Origin of the sequence: Paratractidigestivibacter faecalis, from assembly GCF_003416765.1 — a bacterium.
Classification (GTDB): Bacteria; Actinomycetota; Coriobacteriia; order Coriobacteriales; family Atopobiaceae; genus Paratractidigestivibacter; species Paratractidigestivibacter faecalis.
Genome location: NZ_QSNG01000001.1, coordinates 694,014 through 712,427, shown reverse-complemented (window position 1 = coordinate 712,427; position 18,414 = coordinate 694,014). Strand labels below are relative to the sequence as shown.

The 18,414-nt window shown below is 65.7% G+C and carries 15 protein-coding genes, 1 tRNA gene and 1 pseudogene; 1 reads left to right on the top strand and 16 read right to left on the bottom strand.

Translation table 11 applies throughout. The features are described 5' to 3' along the window. Window positions 1–342: 342 nt before the first annotated feature. The 14 genes and pseudogenes from DXV50_RS02995 to DXV50_RS02930 form a co-directional block, all read right to left on the bottom strand. A pseudogene (locus DXV50_RS02995) lies at window positions 343–1,043 on the bottom strand (ABC transporter ATP-binding protein). A 13-nt stretch (window positions 1,044–1,056) separates the two neighbouring features. After that, the gene (locus DXV50_RS02990) at window positions 1,057–1,908 is read right to left on the bottom strand and encodes an ABC transporter ATP-binding protein (protein ID WP_117204725.1); all 852 of its coding nucleotides are present in this window, start codon (window positions 1,906–1,908) and stop codon (window positions 1,057–1,059) included. Next, complete coding sequence (locus tag DXV50_RS02985; protein WP_232817433.1) at window positions 1,901–2,878, bottom strand: branched-chain amino acid ABC transporter permease; 978 nt, start codon at window positions 2,876–2,878, stop codon at window positions 1,901–1,903. The genes DXV50_RS02990 and DXV50_RS02985 overlap by 8 nt, the downstream gene beginning before the upstream one ends. A 10-nt stretch (window positions 2,879–2,888) precedes the next feature. Beyond that, window positions 2,889–3,764 carry a branched-chain amino acid ABC transporter permease gene (locus DXV50_RS02980; protein ID WP_117205964.1) on the bottom strand — a complete coding sequence of 292 codons (876 nt, stop codon included), beginning with the start codon at window positions 3,762–3,764 and terminating at the stop codon, window positions 2,889–2,891. Between the two features lie 123 nt (window positions 3,765–3,887). Beyond that, entirely contained in the window at window positions 3,888–4,484 is a 597-nt protein-coding gene (locus DXV50_RS02975; RefSeq protein ID WP_117204724.1) for an ABC transporter substrate-binding protein, read from the bottom strand. Window positions 4,485–4,529: 45 nt separating this feature from the next. Then, a complete protein-coding gene (locus DXV50_RS02970) occupies window positions 4,530–5,015 on the bottom strand; it encodes a VanZ family protein (protein ID WP_117204723.1) in 486 nt (161 codons plus the stop codon). Further along, window positions 5,015–6,235, bottom strand: a complete 1,221-nt coding sequence (locus tag DXV50_RS02965; protein ID WP_117204722.1) for a hypothetical protein — start codon at window positions 6,233–6,235, stop codon at window positions 5,015–5,017. Before DXV50_RS02965 ends, DXV50_RS02970 begins: the two co-directional genes overlap by 1 nt. Before the next feature lie 506 nt (window positions 6,236–6,741). After that, window positions 6,742–9,000 (bottom strand): transcription termination factor Rho, encoded by a 2,259-nt coding sequence (rho, locus tag DXV50_RS02960; RefSeq protein ID WP_232817431.1) that lies wholly within the window; start codon window positions 8,998–9,000, stop codon window positions 6,742–6,744. 242 nt (window positions 9,001–9,242) lie between these two features. After that, on the bottom strand, window positions 9,243–9,914 hold the full coding sequence (locus DXV50_RS02955) for a MarR family transcriptional regulator (protein WP_117204721.1): 672 nt from the start codon (window positions 9,912–9,914) through the stop codon (window positions 9,243–9,245). Window positions 9,915–10,059: 145 nt separating this feature from the next. Beyond that, the gene (locus tag DXV50_RS02950) at window positions 10,060–11,904 is read right to left on the bottom strand and encodes an arginine--tRNA ligase (protein WP_117204720.1); all 1,845 of its coding nucleotides are present in this window, start codon (window positions 11,902–11,904) and stop codon (window positions 10,060–10,062) included. A gap of 47 nt (window positions 11,905–11,951) precedes the next feature. Continuing rightward, the gene (locus DXV50_RS02945) at window positions 11,952–13,439 is read right to left on the bottom strand and encodes a nicotinate phosphoribosyltransferase (protein ID WP_117204719.1); all 1,488 of its coding nucleotides are present in this window, start codon (window positions 13,437–13,439) and stop codon (window positions 11,952–11,954) included. A 3-nt stretch (window positions 13,440–13,442) separates the two neighbouring features. Beyond that, window positions 13,443–13,766, bottom strand: a complete 324-nt coding sequence (locus DXV50_RS02940; RefSeq protein ID WP_117204718.1) for a hypothetical protein — start codon at window positions 13,764–13,766, stop codon at window positions 13,443–13,445. A gap of 70 nt (window positions 13,767–13,836) precedes the next feature. Further along, entirely contained in the window at window positions 13,837–14,775 is a 939-nt protein-coding gene (locus DXV50_RS02935) for a radical SAM protein (RefSeq protein ID WP_117204717.1), read from the bottom strand. A gap of 80 nt (window positions 14,776–14,855) precedes the next feature. Beyond that, complete coding sequence (locus tag DXV50_RS02930) at window positions 14,856–16,055, bottom strand: glycosyltransferase family 4 protein (protein ID WP_117204716.1); 1,200 nt, start codon at window positions 16,053–16,055, stop codon at window positions 14,856–14,858. Window positions 16,056–16,578: 523 nt separating this feature from the next. Here DXV50_RS02930 and DXV50_RS02925 point away from each other — a divergent pair. After that, on the top strand, window positions 16,579–17,337 hold the full coding sequence (locus tag DXV50_RS02925; RefSeq protein ID WP_117204715.1) for a transposase: 759 nt from the start codon (window positions 16,579–16,581) through the stop codon (window positions 17,335–17,337). A 109-nt stretch (window positions 17,338–17,446) separates the two neighbouring features. Here DXV50_RS02925 and DXV50_RS02920 read toward each other — a convergent pair. Next, a tRNA-Ala gene (locus DXV50_RS02920) sits at window positions 17,447–17,522 on the bottom strand. Window positions 17,523–17,578: 56 nt separating this feature from the next. Continuing rightward, window positions 17,579–18,412: an ABC transporter ATP-binding protein gene (locus tag DXV50_RS02915; protein WP_232817430.1), complete on the bottom strand. Its 834-nt coding sequence runs from the start codon at window positions 18,410–18,412 to the stop codon at window positions 17,579–17,581. Window positions 18,413–18,414: the final 2 nt, after the last annotated feature.

The following is an 18,414-nucleotide window of genomic DNA, read 5'->3' as shown; positions in this document are numbered from 1 at the left end:
AGAATACCCAAGAAGTTGGAAGCGTGACGCACAGATGGCGGAGCCCGCAGACGGTAGCAAATGCACCGCAGGCGGAAATCCGCTGAAAGAGCAATGCAGTCAGTTAACGGCCTTATGTACCTGCACGCCCAGTTGGCAGCGTACGCTTGCACGCGTCACAAAACCCACAGACGCTGCCCACCAGAGCAAAAAAAGAACGTGCATTTAGAATTTGATACAGGAAGCCTCCCTTGGCACATAACGGCCGTGCATGCACGGGCTGTATGTGCCAAGGGAGGCATTGTGTATCAAACTCTTAATACACGTAGGCCAGACACAAACGCAGGGCAACGCTCTTCTTCGCTAGCCGCCGAGGTAGGCCTTGCGGACATCGTCGTCCTGGAGGAGGTCGGCGCCGGTGCCGGTCTTCTTGATGGTGCCGATCTCAAGCACGTAGGCGCGGTCGGCAATGGAGAGCGCCATGTTGGCGTTCTGCTCTACCAGCAGGATCGTGGTCCCGGCCGCGTTGAGCTCCTTGATGATGTCGAAGATCTCCTGCACCAGGATGGGGGCCAGGCCCATGGAGGGCTCGTCAAGCATGAGCAGGTCAGGCTTGCTCATGAGGGCGCGGCCCATGGTCAGCATCTGCTGTTCGCCGCCGGAAAGCGTGCCCGCCATCTGGCCCACGCGCTCCTTAAGGCGCGGGAAGCGCTCGAGACGCGCTGTAGGGTCTCGCGGTTCTCGGCTTCGGAGCGGGTGTAGCCGCCCATGTCCAGGTTCTCGGAGACGCTCATCTGCGAGAAGACGCGGCGCCCCTCGGGGCACAGCGCCATGCCGCGCTCCACGACCTTGTGGGACTTCACGCCCACGATGCTCTGCCCCTTGAACTCTATGGAGCCGGAGTCGGGCCTGATGAGGCCCGCCACAGTGTTGAGCGTCGTGGACTTGCCAGCGCCGTTGGCGCCGATGAGCGTGACGATCTCTCCCTGCTTGATGTCAAAGGAGATGCCGCGAACGGCCTTGATGGCCTCGTAGCTGACGTGCAGGTCATGAACGGAGAGCATGGTCTCTGCCACGTTAGTTCACCCCCTGCTTGCCCAGGTAGGCCTCGATGACCTTGGGATCGTTCTGAATCTCCTCGGGCGTTCCCTTGGCGATGATGCGGCCGTAGTCGAGCACACCCACGACCTCGCACACGCCCATGACCAAGCCCATGTCGTGCTCGATGAGCAGGATGGCGATTCTGAACTCGTCGCGGATGCGGCGGATGTTCTCCATGAGCTCCTCGGTCTCGGCCGGGTTCATGCCGGCCGCAGGTTCGTCGAGCAGCAGCACCTTGGGGCCGGTGGCCAGTGCGCGCAGAATCTCCAGGCGCCTCTGGGCGCCGTAGGGCAGGTTTCCGGCCTTGGCGTCCGCGTACTTGCGCATGTCAAAGATGTCGAGAAGCTCGAGCGCCTTGTCGTGGAACTCCGCCTCCTGCTTCCAGTGGCCCGGAAGGCGGAAGACGTCGGTCAGCAGGTTGGACTTCATGGAGTGGCCAAAGCCCACCAGGACGTTCTCCTCTACCGTCATCTGGCTAAAGAGGCGGATGTTCTGGAAGGTGCGGGCGATGCCCATGTGGTTAACCTCGGTGACGCTCTTGCCGGCGGTGTCGTAGCCGTCAAGAAGGACGGTGCCGCGGGTGGGCTGGTACACGTTGGTCAGCAGGTTGAAGATGGTGGTCTTGCCGGCGCCGTTGGGGCCTATGAGGCCAGAGATCTCAGTGCGGCCCATGGCGATGTTGAAGTCGTCCACGGCAGTGAGGCCGCCGAAGTCGATGCCCAGGTGCTGGGCCTGCAGGACCGGAATCTGCCCCAGGTCGCGCTCGGGGATGAGATTGGGGGTCTCGAGCTGGACGAGCACGTCTCGCTTGGCGTTTGCGCTACTCATCGGTGCCCACCTCCTTGGTGTTCTCGCCGGGCTCGGATGCGGGCTGGGCGCCCTTCTTCCAGGGAAGGTCCCCGTTCATGACGCGCTCGATCACGCGGGAGAGCGAGAAGTCGTAGGAGCCGAAGAGGCCCTGCGGACGGAAAATCATGACCAGGATGAGGACGATGGAGTAGGCCAGCATGCGGTAGTCGGAGAAGGCACGCAACGCCTCGGGCAGGATGGTCAGGACCGTGGCGGAGACCACCGAGCCAAGCATGGAGCCCATGCCGCCCAGGACCACCATGACCAGGATCTCGACGGACTTCACGAAGCCGAACTTGGCCGGCGCCATGACGCCGATGCAGCCGGCGTACAGGCCGCCGCCGATGCCGGCAAAGAACGCGGAGACCACGAAGGCCAGCGTCTTGTAGTAGGTGGTGTTGACGCCGGAGGCCTCGGCCGCGATCTCGTTGTCGCGGATGGCCAGGACGGCGCGGCCGTGGCGGCTCTTCATGAACGTGTGGATGAGGAAGATCACGATGGCCACGACCACGAAGGTGTCAAGGAAGCTCGTGTACTTGGGGATGCCCGTGAGGCCCTTGGCGCCGCCGGTGAGGTCAAAGCCCAGGACGTTGTCGATGTTGAGCATGACCACGCGGATGATCTCGGCGAAGCCGAGGGTGATGATGGCCAGGTAGTCGCCCTTGAGGCGCAGTGCGGGGATGCCGATGACGAGGCCGCAGACGGCGGCGCAGACGCCGCCGAAGAGCAGGCCAAACACGAAGAGAAGGACCGCGGCGGGGCTGCCGGAGGCCATTTCGGTGGCGGAGACGCCCATGACGGGCATCATGCGCATGATGAAGACGGCAACGAGCGCGAAGTTGATGGCATAGCGCACGGGCGTGGGCAGGGTGCGGTAGGCGCCCTTGGCCCGGCCGATGCCGGTGGTGATGACGGGCTTCTCCTCGCCCATGGGGTTCTTGGTTGTCATGCTGCCACCCCTAGACCTTCTCCGTCATCGGACGGCCCAGAAGGCCCGTCGGCTTGACGATGAGCACGACGATGAGCAGCAGGAACACGACAGCGTCCTGCCAGACGGAAAGACCGATGGCAGAGACGAAGACCTCGGCGAACCCGACCAGAAGGCCGCCGATGACGGCGCCCGGGATGGACCCGATGCCGCCCAGGACCGCGGCCACGAAGGCCTTGGTGCCCAGCATGATTCCCATGGTGGGGCTTGCCTGCGTATAGGCCATGCAGTAGAGGACGGCACCGATGCCGGCAAGTGCCGAGCCCACGGCAAACGTGAACGAGATGGTGGTGTTGACGTTGATGCCCATGAGGCGCGCGGCGCCCATGTCCTCGGACACGGCGCGCATGGCCTTGCCGAGCTTGGTCTTCTGCACCAGGAAGGTCAGGACCACCGTGGCAACCGCCGTGACCACGACGGTCACGATGGCCGAGAAGGAGAGCGTGAGGTCCCCGACCTGGATGTTGCTCACGCTGGTGTAGGCCGGCACCACCTTGGCGTCCGCTCCAAAGAGCAGCTGGGAGCCATTCTCGAGGAAGTACGAGACGCCGATGGCCGTGATGAGAATGGAGAGCCTGGGTGCGTCGCGCAGCGGCGCGTAGGCCACCTTGTCGATAAGGACGCCGAGGAGCATGCATTCCACGATGGAGAGCACGACGGCGATGGCCGGATTGAGCCCCAGCTTGCTCATGACGAGCCAGGAGATGTATGCGCCGACCATGATGATGTCACCATGCGCGAAGTTGAGCAGCAGGATGATGCCATACACCATGGTGTAGCCCAACGCGACGAGCGCGTAGATGCTACCCAGCTGGAGGCCGTTTAGGACCTGCGTGATGAACGTCACGGCAAACACTTCCCTTCACACTCGGTTTGCCCGGCTCGCATTGCCCAGACACAGCGGTTATGCGAGGGGCACCGGGGGCAGGAGGCCCTCGGTGCCCGCGATGAGACCCAAAGCTCCATCAGACTAGGCGTCGATGGTGTCGAAGATCTCCTCCTTGCCATCCTTGAAGGTGATGATCAGGGTGGACTTCACCGGGTCGCCGGTACCAGAGTAGGAGATCTCGCCGGTGACGCCGGAGACCTTGGCGGAGGCGATCCCGTCGATGACGGCCTGCTTGTAGGCATCGGAGCCCGCGACCTCGCCGGTCTTCTCGGCAGCCTCAAGGCCGGCGGCCGTGATGGCGGCGGCGGTGACGCACGGCGTGTTGTCGGTCACTGAGGCCTGGGCGACGGCGATAGTCGGCGTGGAGGTGACGTCGCCGACGATGGCGGTCACGCCGTCCTGGACGAGCTTGTTATAGACGGAGACGGCCTCGGTGGCGTCGCCCTTCTCGTCCTGGACGTCCATGTTGATCTGCTTGCCGTTGACGCCGACCTTCTCGTTGAGCTGCTTGAAGTAGAGCTGGGCACCGTTGCGACAGGCAATGCCGTACTGGGCGACGTCGCCGGAGAATGGGCCCATGATGCCGACCTTGATGGAGTCGGAGCTAGAAGAGCCGGAACCGCCACCGACGCCCCAAAGGAATCGGCCTGGAAGGAAGGGTTTAATCCCCCGCAACATTTCATAACGGTGCCGCAACAAAGGAAGGCGGCTACGACGCCATACCTACCGCTCGCGGGTTCTTGCCCGGTGGAAGAGCCACGTTAGGAGAGCGCCCATCGCCGCTCCGGCAAGGTCAATGGCCACGTCGCGCGGAGAGCCGCTGCGTCCGGGCACAAAGAGCTGAATCGTCTCGTCAAGGCAGGGCACCAGTGTGGTGAGGACGAGCCCGGCGAGAAGGGCCCGGCGGCGCGACGAGGATGCGCGGGAGCCAAGCTCGCGGGACACGCGCGTCCAGAACGTCCGCGCAATGCCGCCCAGCACCGCGTACTCCGAGAAGTGCGCGCACTTGCGCACGACGAAGGTCATGAGGTCTAGGTCGGTCACGCCCGTCGCCTCGAAGAGCGGGTGCAGCAGGGCCACGACGCGGCCGCTCTCGGCCGAGGAAGCCGCACCGCCCACCAGCGAGTGGCCCCAGACAAAGCCGACCCACAGCAGAAGCGCCGCGCCCCAGGCGAGGGTGCGGCGAGAGAGGTTGCGCGCGAGGCCCATCAGGCCTCAGCTGCCTGGGCGGGCGCGAAGTGCTTGCCGGAGCGCGTGCGCACGTTGGTGGAGCCGGAGAGGTGGCGCATGCCCGTGCTGGTGGCCGAGGTGCCGCCCTCAAGGATGCGCAGGTAGCGCCTGGAGGTGCGACGCGCGGCCTTGGAGGAGTTGCGCCCGAACTCGTCTTCAATGAGGTAGTCGACGTAGCTCTCGGTGTCCACGACCTCCGGGTGGCCCGCCGGCGTGCGGAACGGGATGAAGGAGGTGTCGGGCTCCATGTTGTCCGGCTCGTCAAGCGTCTCGGAGTTTCCGACGGCGTCGATGAACTCGATGGGATCTTGGTTGGGCGTCTCCGGGTCCGCGGCGAGGTTCTCCTCCATGGAGCGAAGGGCCTGCTCCCAGTCGTCCGTGGCAGCCTCGGCCACGCTGCGGTGCTCGGGAAAGACGCCCTCGTCAATGAAGGCCAGACGGGAGGCAATGTCCATGCGGGAGCGGGACTGCTGCTCGCGCACGGCATCAAGAGCCGTTCGCGCCGCGTCAGCCGAGAAGGACGACGGGATGGAGATCTGCGCCACCTCGTCGGCGGCAAAGCCGGCGTTGGCATCGATGCGCTCCCGGCCGACCTCGGTGGTCCACCAGGAGGTTCCCACGTCGCCCACGGAGCCGTCGGCGCGCTCGATGACGGGCAGGCCGTCCATCATGCCGGAACCGATGCGGCCGGAGAGCGCCGCGGCGACGCCCTCGGCGCGACGGGCCATGCGCTCGCGGAACGTGATGCGGTTGACGTAGTTCTCGGCGATCTGGCCGTAGTCGTCGGTGGCGTGCGAGGGGACAACGGGAACCTGGGCTGCGGCCGAGACTGCGGTCTCGGCCTCGGGCCCCGGGGCAGCCTGGACGACGCGCATGTGGCGAGGCCTGGGGGCGTCAGCCGCGAACTTCTCGTCAAGATCGGTGGAGGGAAACTCGCTGGTGCCGGTGACGGGGGCAAAGCCAGCCGCGACCTGCTCCTCGTTGCGGCGGGAACGGGCGCGCACGGCGCAGAGCACACCGCAGGCGACGCCCACGGCAAGCGCGCCGCTGGCCACGCCGAGGGCAAAGGCGCGCTCGGGGCTGGCAAGCACGAAGTCGGAGGCTTGTTGCAGCGAGAGGGCGTGGGCCGTCTGCGGCGCAGCCAGCGCCACCGTGCCCATCAGTCCGGCAAGGACGGCCGGATTCCTCTTCACCTGCATGCTTGACCCCTCCCAGGCTCTGGCGAGCTGCGGAAGAAGAGTGAAGCTATGGCAACGGCTAGCGACCTGGACATGCCAGGCCAACTGGAATCCGCGGTTTTTGGCTTCGTTTTATCTTCGTGTGCCGCAGAGACGCTCTATGTGAACTTCCTTTCTCAACTATACCTGCGAAACAGCCGTTTTCAAGGCAGATTGTCGACAGGTTTTGCATCGTTAACGCAGACAGGGCCCCATAACACGTTTTGGGTTCGCGCTTTGAACAGAATCACTCTGTCGACACCCGCTCAACTGGGCAAACGTCATCGCACAGCGCCAAAGCGCCTCAGGCCCGAACCAAATTCCATATGCGATTTGGGTTCGGGCCGAGAGGGCATTCGGGAACAAAGGCAGCGTTTGCCCAGTTGGCAGCTAACCGTAGCGGCATAAACGCGAGAACCCCGAACCCAAAACGTGCAAGCGTCTGGGTCCGGGGCTCAAATGGCTGCTTCGAAGGCCGCTGGCCAGGTCTACGAGACGTACTCGCTCTGCTGGGCCTTCTTGGCGCTCCTGATGAGGAACTCCTCGTTGGTCTCGGTTCCCTTGAGACCCTTGACCAGGGCGTTTGCGGCGCGCTCGGTGTTGTTCATGTTGGCGAGGACGCGACGAATGCCCCAGACCAGCGGCTGGTACATGGGGTCGATGAGCAGATCCTCGTTGCGCGTTCCGGAGCTGATGGGGTCGATGGCCGGGAAGATGCGGCGGTCGGCGAGGTCGCGGTCGAGCTTGAGCTCCATGTTGCCGGTGCCCTTGAACTCCTCGAAGATGACCTCGTCCATCTTGGAGCCGGTGTCAACGAGCGCGGAGGCAATGATTGTGAGCGAGCCCCCACCCTCGATGTTGCGGGCCGCGCCCAGGAACTTCTTGGGCGGATAGAGGGCCGCCGAGTCGACGCCACCAGAGAGAATGCGGCCGCTAGCGGGCTGCGCGAGGTTGTAGGCGCGGGCAAGGCGCGTTATGGAGTCAAGAACCACCACGACGTCCTCGCCAAGCTCGACCAGGCGCTTGGCGTGTTCGATGACCAGCTCGGACACGTGGGTGTGGTTGTCGGCGGGCATGTCAAAGGTCGAGGCCACGACCTCGCCCTTGATGGAGCGCTCCATGTCCGTGACCTCCTCGGGGCGCTCGTCCACCAGCAGGCAGAAGAGGTGCACCTCGGGGTTGTTTGCGGCAATAGACTGGCAGATCTTCTTCAGGACGGTTGTCTTGCCGGCCTTGGGAGGGCTGACGATAAGGCCGCGCTGGCCCTTGCCGATGGGAGACACGAGGTCGATGGCGCGACCGGTCACGGAATCGCGGCCATGCTCCATGACCAGGCGCTCGTTGGGGAAGATGGGCGTGAGGTCGCGGAAGCGCGGACGGCTCTTGAGCCCCTCGACGGGACGGCCGTTGACGGAGGCCACGCTCTGTAGCGGCGGGTACTTGCTGTTGTTGCGGCCAGGCCCGACGGTGCCGGCAACGCGGTCGCCCGGGCGCAGGCCCAGGCTGCGGATCATCTGCTGGTGGACGAAGGCGTCGCCGTCGCCCTCCATGTAGTTGCCGGTGCGGATCCAGCCGTAGCCCTCGTTGCCGATCTCGAGGATGCCCTCGACGGAGCGGAAGCCCTCCGCTGCGGCGGCCGCAAGGTAGACGGCCTCGATGAGCTCGGGCTTTCTCACGCCGACGTACTCGACCCCGAGCTCGGCCGCCTTGGAGCGAAGCTCGGCGACCTTGAGCTCCTGAAGGGCCTCGCGGGTGAGGGAGGGCTCGGCCTGCACGTTCTGCTGGCTGCCCTTGCGGTTGCGGCGGCGGTTGTTGCGGTCAAAGCGGTCGTTGCGGTCGTAGCGGTCGTTGCGACCCTGGCGGTCATCACGGTCGCCGCGGTCACCATGGCCGTCGCGGCGGTCGCGCCCCTGACCCTGGCCGTCGCCGTCAAAGCGGTCGCGCCCGCGGCGGTTGCGGCGCCGTCCGCGCCCGCCCTCAGCAGACTCGCCCTGCTCGCCCTCGGGCTTCTCGCCATCAGATGCGGGGGCCTCGGAGGCAGCGGAGCCGTCAGGCGAGACGGACTCGGCCTTGAGCCTCTCCACCAGGGCAGCGGCGTCGGCCTCGGAGAGCGTGGCGGCAGGTCCGGCCACAGGCTCGGACGTGGCCTTGGTGGCCTCGGAGACCACCTCGTTCATGGCCTTGACGTCCTGGGCGGCAGCCTCTCCCCCGTCAGGAGCCGCGGCCTTGCGGGCGCGCGTGCGGCGCCCGCGGCCCGGCCTCACGTCAGACTCTGCGGCCGGAACCTCGCCGGCGACGGAGTCTGACGGGGCAGCCGAGCCCTGAGCCTCAGCGGCAGCGGCCTCAGCGGCGGCCGCAGCCTCGGCGTCCACCTTGCGCGGACGGCCGCGGCGGCGCTTGGGCTTCTCTACGGCAGCGGCATCGGCGGTCTCCGCAGGCGCGGCCTCGACGGCACCCGGAAGCTCCATCTGGCCCTCGGCGGCCTCGTCAGCCTTGGCCATGGTCCTGCGGGCGCGCGTGCGCTTGGGCTTCTCTGCGGCAGCGGCGTCCGCGGGATCGGCGCCGGCCGCGGCGGCCTTCTGGGCCTTGGCCTCGGCCTCGGCGGCTCGGGCGGCCTCCATCTCGGCCTTGGTGCGGCGGCGGCGACGCTTGGGCTTCTCTGCAGACTCGGCCGCCGGCGCGGCGGGCTCCTGCGTCATGGGGACGGCCGACGCCTCGACACCAGATGCGGAGGACTCTTCTGACATGTATTACCTCTCTTGCTCACCCGCGGCACGCCAGCGCCAGCGGAGAAATGCATTCAAATGGGGGCCTTCATGCGGCCGAGGCACGGTGCAGGATATGTGCTGTGGTGTATGTGCCGGCCGGAAGGGCGCGCAACGAGCGCTAACGAGTGAAATATAGCATTTTTGGTGCAATAATACAGTGATATATAGATATACAGACATAAAAAAGGGCGCCCGCAGGCGCCCTTCTTGAATTCAAGCGTTTATCCCCTGGCCTTGCGCCTGACGACGAGCTTGGTGATGTTGCCGGCAAGCTCGCGGGCGCGCTCCTCGCCCTTCTCGGTGAGGGAGACCGTGGTTGCGCTGACGCCAGCTCCCCTGCGCTCGCGCTCGACCATGCCGTCCTCTACCAGCGCGGAGACCGACATGGAGACCGTGGGCTGGAGAAGCCCGAGCGCCTCGACGATCTGCATGATGGTCAGGCCCTCCTCGTCGGCGGCGTAGATGCCGAGCAGGACGAGGTCACCGGCCTTGCAGAAGTAGGCACCCATGGCGTCCACGTACTTCTTGATGCGGTCCGCAGACGTGCGCGAGAGGGCACGGCCGGCGCCGATCTTGGCGCGGGTCATGTCGGCCAGCTCCTCCGCGTACTGGCGGCCCTCCTCCGAGATGGAGCAGACCACGTTCCTGCGGTCATTCTCGCCCTCGGAGCGGTCGATGAGGCCGAGACCGGCAAGGTGGTTGGTGCGGTGCGTCATGGTGGGACGCAGGGCGCCCTGGTACTCGGCGATGTCCGAGGTCTTCATGGGCGCGCCGGTAAAGTCCAGGCGGCACAAGATGGCAAACTCCTCGAAGGTCAGACGGCCCTCGGAGGGAACGGATTGCCTGACGGCGTTGTACGCGCGCCTCACTGACATGAACTCTTTAAGATCCATCTTGCTCTGCCTTTGACGTAGCGGATGGGCTGCTTTTCACTCTCCTAAAAACAGAGTGTATATCCTTGTTCAGTGATTGTACACAAAAGCAACGCTCAACGCCTTGTTGCACAACTTTTTTGCCATAAATTTGGTAGATAACAAACTACATGGTCTGTAATGCTGCCACGCCAACCATGGTGAGGGAGAGCGCAAGCACCCTGCGCGTTGCGTCGACGGCCGCGAGGCGGGCGCGGGACAGTCCCTCCTCCACCGGACGGCCCTCGCTCGGAAGCACCTGGCAGGCCGCGTAGAACGAGTGGAAGGCCGCCGCCAGCTCCTCGGCGTAGTGGGTGAGGCGGAACGGGGCGCGGTCGCGGGCGCAGCTCTCGATGAGCCCGCCGAACTCGGAGAGCTTGCGAGCGAGCGCTGCCTCGGTCGGGTCGGTCAGGAGGCCGAGGTCGTACTCGGCGCCGATGGCGCGGCTGGCCACCTCGTCCATGCCGAGCTCGGCCGCCTCCTCCTTGGAGACGCCGGCGGCCTTGCGCAGGATGGAGCAGGTACGAGCATGCGCGTACTGCACGTAGTAGACCGGGTTGGTGTTGTCCTGCTTCTTGGCGAGCTCGATGTCGAAGTCGATCATCTGGTTGTTGGACTTTGCCACCAGCGTGTAGCGGGTTGCGTCGGCGCCGACCTCCTCCAGGAGCTCGTCGAAGGTCACCATGGTGCCCTTGCGCTTGGACATGCGCACCGGCTGGCCGTTGCGCAGCAGGTTGACCAGCTGGCCGAGAAGCACCTCGAACTGCGTGGGATACCCCAGGGCCGTGCAGGCGGACTTGACGCGCTGGATGTAGCCGTGGTGGTCTGCGCCCCAGATGTCGATGACGTGGTCCACGCGCTGGAACTTGTTCCAGTGGTAGGCGACGTCGGAGGCAAAGTAGGTGTACTCGCCGTTGGTCTTGATGAGGACGCGGTCCTTGTCGTCGCCGAAGTCGGTGGAGCGGAACCACAGGGCGCCGGCCTCGTCCTTGTAGAGGTAGCCGAGCTCGTCGAGCTTGGCCAGGGCGCGGTCGACGGCGGAGGAGCCGGTCTCGTCCTTGACGTAGAGGCTGCGCTCGCTGAACCAGACGTCAAAGTCGCAGCGGGCCTCGTGGCAGGTCTGGCGGATGGACTCCAGCATCATCTGGTAGCCGCGCTCGCGGAAGTCGGCCATGCGCTCGTCCTCGGTGGAGTCGACCCACTTGAGGCCGTCGAGCTCGTGGAAGCGGACGGCCAGGTCGACGATGTAGTCGCCGCCGTAGGCGTTGCCGCCCAGATCGGCGTTGAAGGCGTCGGTGTAGGGGTGGGTCTCGGGATGCTCGTCGGCCTCGTCGGCGACAAAGGCCTCGCGGTCGGCCAGGAGGGCCTCGCGGGCGGCCGCAAGATCGCACCCATCCTTCTCCATGACCTCAACGAGCTGCAGGTAGCGCTTGGAGACAGAGTGGCCGAAGACGTCCATCTGACTGCCGTGGTCGTTGATGTAGTACTCGCGCTCCACGTCGTAGCCGGCGTGCTCCAGGATGCGGGAAAGCGAGTCGCCCAGGGCGGCCCAGCGGCCATGGCCGATGTGAAGCGGCCCCACGGGGTTGGCGGAGACAAACTCCACCTGGACCTTGGTGCCGTGGCCGAGGTCGGAGCGGCCGTAGTCCTCGCCCTGCTCGCGGATGGTGCGGAAGACCTCGTTGCTGGAGGCGGCGTTGAGGTAGAAGTTGATGAAGCCGGGGCCGGCCACCTCGACCTTGGCCACGGCGTCGCTGGCGGGCATGTGGGCCACGATGGCGCCGGCGATCTTGGCCGGGGCGCAGTGGGCAAGGCGCGCGGAGCGCATGGCGACGGTGGAGGACCAGTCGCCGTTGGCGGAGTCCGCCGGGCGCTCGAAGCCAAACTCCGTCACGTCGAAGGAGGGAAGCTCCCCGGCCTCCTGGGCGGACTGAAGGGCGGCGCGGACGAGTTCCTCGAGCTTCTCGGGCATGTTGTCTCCTTAATGGGGGGGTCTTCTTGGTGGATGGGGCTTCTCGCCTAGCCGACGGTGGGGCGAGAAGAGCCGGCGCGCTCCTCGTGGGCGAGGTCGTGGCGCAGCTGCGCCAGGCCGCCCTCCAGGCCGACGGGGTAGGCCTGCGGGTTGAGGAAGCGGGCCACGGCCGGGTTGAGCCGCATGAGGGCGCCCTTGCAGCGGTCGCGGGCGGCCTCGATGCCGTCCGGCTCCTTGGCGCGGCGTCCGTGCTCGACCACGCGCTCCAGGAGCTCCACCGGGATGCCGGAGAGCTCATAGGACGCAAACGGGTCGAGGATGTCGGTCATGCGGGAGGCGTCCGCCACGGGCTGGCCCTCGAGGCAGATCATGTCGGCCGTGGGGCAGCCGGCGTCGTCGTAGTAGCGAAGGACGCGCTGCACGCCGGGGATGGTGCGCTTGTAGGCCTGCTCCGAGAGCTTGATGACGGGGGTCCAGGGCTCGGTCGAGCCCCCGCGGATGGCGGAGAGCTTGTAGACGCCGCCCAGGGACGGCTGCGGGTCGCAGGTGGCGAGCTTGGTGCCCACGCCAAAGGAGTCGATGGGCGCGCCCTGCGCAAAGAGCGACTGGATGGTGTACTCGTCAAGGTCGTTTGAGACGGAGATCTTGACGTAGGGAAGGCCCGCCTCGTCGAAGGCCGCGCGGGTCTGCTTGGAGAGGCGCGCGAGGTCTCCGGAGTCAATGCGGATGGCGGCCAGGCGCTCGCCGGCCTGCTCCATCTCCTTGGCCACGGTAATTGCGTTCTTGATGCCCTGCCTCACGTCGTAGGTGTCAAGGAGCAGCACACAGTTCTTGGGGCTTGACTTGGCAAAGGCGCGGAATGCGTCGAGCTCGGACGGGAAGGCCATGACCCAGGAGTGCGCGTGGGTGCCAAAGACGGGAATGCCGTAGATCTTGCCGGCAAGGACGTTTGACGTGGAGGCGGCGCCGGCGATGTAGGACGCGCGGGCTACGGCCAGGCCGCCGTCGGGGCCCTGAGCGCGCCTCAGGCCGAAGTCGGAGACCGGGTGGCCCTCGGCCGCGCGGACCACGCGGGCGCACTTGGTGGCAACCAGCGTCTGGAAGTTCACCAGGTTGAGAAGGGCGGTCTCTATGAGCTGGCAGTCAATGACCGGGCCCATGACGCGGACCATGGGCTCGCGCGGGAAGACGAGCTCGCCCTCCGGCACGGCGTCGATGGTGAGGTCGAGGCGGTGGTTGCGCAGGTACTCCAGGAAGGCGGGCTTGAACATGGGGCCGCCACCGGGGGCCTCGAGGCCCGCGAGGTACTCCACGTCCTCGTCGGTGAAGACGAAGTTCTCCACGAGGTCGGCGATTTGGCCCATGCCGCAGGCCACGGCGTAGCCACCGTCGAAGGGGTTCTCGCGGAAGAAGGCGTTGAAGCAGGCCCGGGAGTCAACGAGGCCGGACTCCCAGAAGCCCTGGGCCATAGTGAGCTCGTAGAGGTCCGTGTTGAGGCAGACGTCGGTGGGACGCGTGGAGTCGGTGAGCGACATGGCCTACCTTCCGTCGAGGAACTGCATGAGCAGCATCACCACGACGACGAGGGCGATGATGCCCAGGACCATCTTCTGGCCGGCGGGCATCTTGAGGTCCTCGTCGTCCTCGTCGGGCTCCATGAGCTTGCGGCCGCGTGCGCGCGCCTCGGCGATGCTTGCGTCCTCGGCCGCCTCGCGGGCGGACTTGGACTTCTCGGCGCGCAGGCGCTCCAGCTCGGCACGCTCCGCGGCCTGGCGGCTTGCCTCCTCGCGGGCGGCCTTCTCGGCCCGGAGCTGCTCGAGCTCCGCTCGCTCGGCCTCGGTGAGGCCGTCGTTGTCTGCCATGCTTCCTCCGTCTCGAAGGGAAGGTGATTTCACATATGTGGTCAATGATACCCCTATGGCCTGCGGCGCGTCAGGCACGCGGCAGCTCGGGCCCCTCGACGCCCGTGGCGTCGAAGGCGGGCACAAAGCTCTCGGAGACCGTGCCGCCCTCCTGCCACCAGATGCGCTCGAAGCCCAGGTCGTCGGCGTGGCAGAGCACGATCTCGTACTCCTCCTCCGAGACGCCGTGCGAGAGCGCGCCGCCGGCGGCCCGGCAGGCCTCGTTGGGCGTGTACTGGTTCATGACCGAGAGGTCGGCGTCGTTGCCGCAGATCTGCCAGACGCGGTCCAGCACGCGGCAGGAGTCGTCCGCGTGGCCGGGAAGCACCAGGTGACGTACGACGATGCCCCGCTTAAGGCAGCCGTCGGGCCCCTCCTTGCGGCCGCCCTTCTCCCTGAGGTCAGCCACCATGGCGCCGAGGGCCGCGGCGGCCACGTCCGGGTAGTCGGGCGCGGCGGAGAGGCTGCCGGCCAGCGCGGGATCAGCGTACTTGAAGTCGGGCAGCCAGACGTCCACGACGTCTGCCATGGCACGGATGACCTCGGGGTTCTCGTAGCCGCTGGTGTTGCAGACTATGGGCAGCGTGAGCCCGGCCGCACGCGCGTCCAGAACCGCCTGGCGCACGTCGGGGGCGTAGTGCAGGGCCGTCACCAGGTTGATGTTGAGGGCGCCCAGGGCCTCAAGCTCGAGCATCATCTCGGAGAGGCGCGAGCGCGTGACCGGCAGGCCGAAGCCCTCACCGGAGATCTCGTGGTTCTGGCAGAAGACGCAGCGCAGCGGGCAGCCCGAGAAGAAGATGGCCCCGCTGCCGGCCTCGCCCGAGATGGGCGGCTCCTCCCAGAAGTGCAGGGCGCTTCTGGCCACGCGCAGCTCGGAGGTCATGCCGCAGAAGCCCGCGCGACCGGAGGCCCTTCTCGCCTTGCAGCGGCGCGGGCAGAGCTCGCACGCCTGGTAGGAGTCAGCGTCCATGAATGTTGCCTTGCCTTTCGGTGATGCGTCCTGCGATGGTGCGCCCTGCCGGCGGGAGGCGCGTGCGGAGGCAGCGCGGCCTAGCGCGCCCTGCGCCCGTGACGGCCATGGTGGTGGGCCTCCTGCGCGCGGGCCTCCTCCTCGAAGGCGGAGTCCGCGGGGCTCACCAGCTCGTCCTCGCCGGTCTTTGGGTCGTAGTGGTGGAGCAGCACCGGCTCAAAGAGGTGCAGGCGCCGCGCGAAGAGCATGGAGAGGGCCAGGAGGCCGCAGAAGATGAGGATGCGCGGGATGGTCTCCACCTGGGTCATGAGGATGGAGCCCACGCACAGAAGCGCCGTCCAGCCATACATGAGAAGCACGGACTGGCGCTGGTCGTAGCCCTCGTCCATGAGACGGTGGTGGATGTGGCCGCGGTCGGCGTGGCCGACGCTCACGTGGGCGCGCGTGCGGCGCACGATGGCCGAAAACGTGTCCAGGATGGGCACCGCGGAGATCACGAGCGGCACGGCGATGGTGGTGAGGCCGGCAAAGCGCGTGACAGAGAGAAGCGAGGACACCCCGAGCGCAAAGCCCAGCGTGAGGGAGCCGGAGTCTCCCATGAAGATGGACGCCGGGTGGAAGTTGTAGCGGAGGAAGCCCAGCGAGGAGCCCACGACGGCGATGGAGAGCGCGGCCGAGTCGAGCCTGCCGGCCCAGACCGAGAGCACAAACATGGTCATGCTCGCGATGGCCGAGATGCCGGCCGCAAGGCCGTCCAGGCCGTCGATGAGGTTGATGATGTTGACGTAGGCAACCAGGTAGACCACAGTGAGCGGGTAGGCAACCCACCCCAGGTGGATGAAGCCAGGGGCAAGCGGATTGGAGATGTCGCCGATGACCAGGCCGCCGGCGACGGCGATGACGGCCGCCAGGACCTGCCCGGCGAGCTTCTGCATGGGCTTCAACGAGAACTTGTCGTCAAGCAGGCCCGTGGCAAAGATCACGCAGAAGGCGGCCACAAGCATCCAGTAGTTGACCTGCATGCGCGGCGAGGGGACAAGCACCACGGGCCAGCCCAAGAACATGGTGCCGGCATACTGGACGAGAAACGCGGCGGCAATGCCCGCGAAGATGGCGATGCCGCCCATGCGCGGGACGGGCGTCTTGTTGATGCGGCGGGGGTTGGGCTTGTCGACGGCGCCCAGGCGGACGGCCAGGCGGCGCGCCAGGGGCGTCGCTATGAGCGCGGTGGCCAGCGCCGCCACAAACAGGCAGGCGAAGGGTATCCAGTCCGGGACCATGCCAGGCACGTTCGCTCCTCTCGCCGCTCTTCTCGCCGAATACATATGGGCGACATGATACAGGATTGACCTGAAAGGCGGCTGTTGGGGCCAAGTGTCCACAAGTCACAGAGCCACGCGGCATAAGTCAAGACTGGATTTGGATTGGCTGGGACGTATATTTGAGGTGTCGTCCCCCTGCGGTGCAAACTGGGTGAACCGACAAGCGTTACTTGGGAGTCCAACATCTCGTGTTCAGTACGGGGATCCTCCGTTGCTGAGGAAGCCGGAACGCGCGGTGAGGACACCCACCTTTTGGAAGGTGGGTTCATAATCGCATCCGCAGGGGGCGTCTTTTTTGTGCCGCTCCCACCATCCCCGCCATTGGGGACGGTGATTTGCAGGTAAAAGGGACAGGTCTAACCAATCGCCTCTCTGCCATCAGCCCGCTCGCCGACAATTTGCCACCACTCCCCATGGAGCGTCATGTCCCCCTCCCCGCGATGGGTATCCGATACCTTCACCAACGGAGTGAGGGGGCAGGATGGCACGGACAGCAAGGCAGAAATCGGAATCTGGCATATACCACGTGATGCTGAGAGGCTGCGGAAAGCAGTGCCTTTTTGAAGATGACGCCGATCGCATCAAGTTTCTTGAGATCCTCTCCTCAAACACCGAGAAGTACAGAGTTTCCGTTCTGGCCTGGTGCCTCATGGACAACCACATTCATCTCGTGCTCTCCGATAGGCAAGATGACCTAAGCCCTTGTCTCAAGGCAATTGCCGGTCACTATGCCATGTACTTCAACTCGCGAACCGCACACGTTGGGCATGTGTTCCAAGACCGATTTAAGAGCAAGCCAATCGAGACAGACGGATATCTTCTCCAGGCGGTTCGCTACGTGCACCGCAATCCGGAAAAGGCGGGAATTGCGGCCGCGGAAGACTACCCATGGAGCAGCTACGCGGAGTACTTGAGCCTGGGGTCATCCGAGATTCATGTTACAGACACCAGCCCGGTTTTGGGGATGATGGGCGGAACGGATGCCTTTGCCAAGTTCCACAGCGAGGCGGTCAAAGCTGACTCCTATCGGTTTGGGAACAGGCAGCGCCTGAACGACCAGGAGGCACAGGAACTTGCCCTGAAGTCCCTGGGCGGAGAGGTTCTCAACTCAATTAAGACACTAAGCAAAAGCCAGCGGGCCGAGCCGCTTAGGGCGCTATACAGCATCGGCCTGAGCGTGAGGCAGATAGAGCGCGTGACGGGAATTGGCAGGTGGTCAATCGAACGTGCGCTGGGATAGCCATCGGAAGGGACAACCTGTCCCTTTTACCTGCAAATTACCACCGTCCCCAATAGCATGCCAGGACACGAAAAAGCCCGGAGACGAATGCCTCCGGGCTGCAATTTCATGGTGGAGATAAAGGGATTCGAACCCTCGGCCTCTGCCTTGCGAAGGCAGCGCTCTCCCAGCTGAGCTATATCCCCATGCGTTCAGCGCAGAAGATATTTTGCCAAGACCGCGCTGCGCTGTCAACCAAAAACTAGTAGCGGGCGCGGAGGGAGTACCAGCCTTCGTGCTCGTCGACGGCCAGGGGCACGTCAAAGAGGTCGGAGAGGACCTCGTCGCGCAGTAGCTCCTCCTTGGGGCCGTCGGCAAAGATGGCGGAGTCCTTGATCAGCAGCACACGGCCGATCTCGGGGATGATGTCCTCCGGGTAGTGCGTCACCAGGATGACCGAGCGCCCCTCGGCGGCAAGCACGCTCATGGTCTTGCGCACGTGGTACATGCCCTCGGGGTCAAGCCCGGTGCACGGCTCGTCGTAGACAAGGACCTGCGGGTCGCGCACGAGCTCGCGGGCAACCAGCACGCGGCGCGCCTGGCCGGTGGAGAGCGTCATGATGTCCCGCCCGGCAATGCCCGCGATGCCCAGGCGGTCCAGGGCGTCCATGGCCGCGGCGCGGTCCGCCTCACTCAGCTCCGTGCGCAGGGGCAGGCCCAGCGTGCCGTAGAGCCCACCGATGACGACCTCCACCGCCGGGAGGTGAACGCGCACCTGGTCGTGCATGGTGGAGCTCACTATGCCCAGTGCGCCCTTGATGTCGGAGAGCAGCGGCCGCTCCTGGCCGCGGAAGCGCACCGGCGCCTCGGGACGCCACACGGGAAACACCTCGCGCGTGAGCAGCTGGATGAACGTGGACTTGCCGGCGCCGTTGGGGCCCAGCAGCGCCACGTGCTCGCCCTCGGCAAGCCGGAAGTCGTCGACGTGCAGGATGGTCCTGTCGCCGCGCACCACGTCGGCGTCGTGAATCTGGAAGAGCGGCGTCGCGCCCGGCGTCACGTCCGACGTCGCGCCCGCGGGAGTCTCAGGCTGCAAGG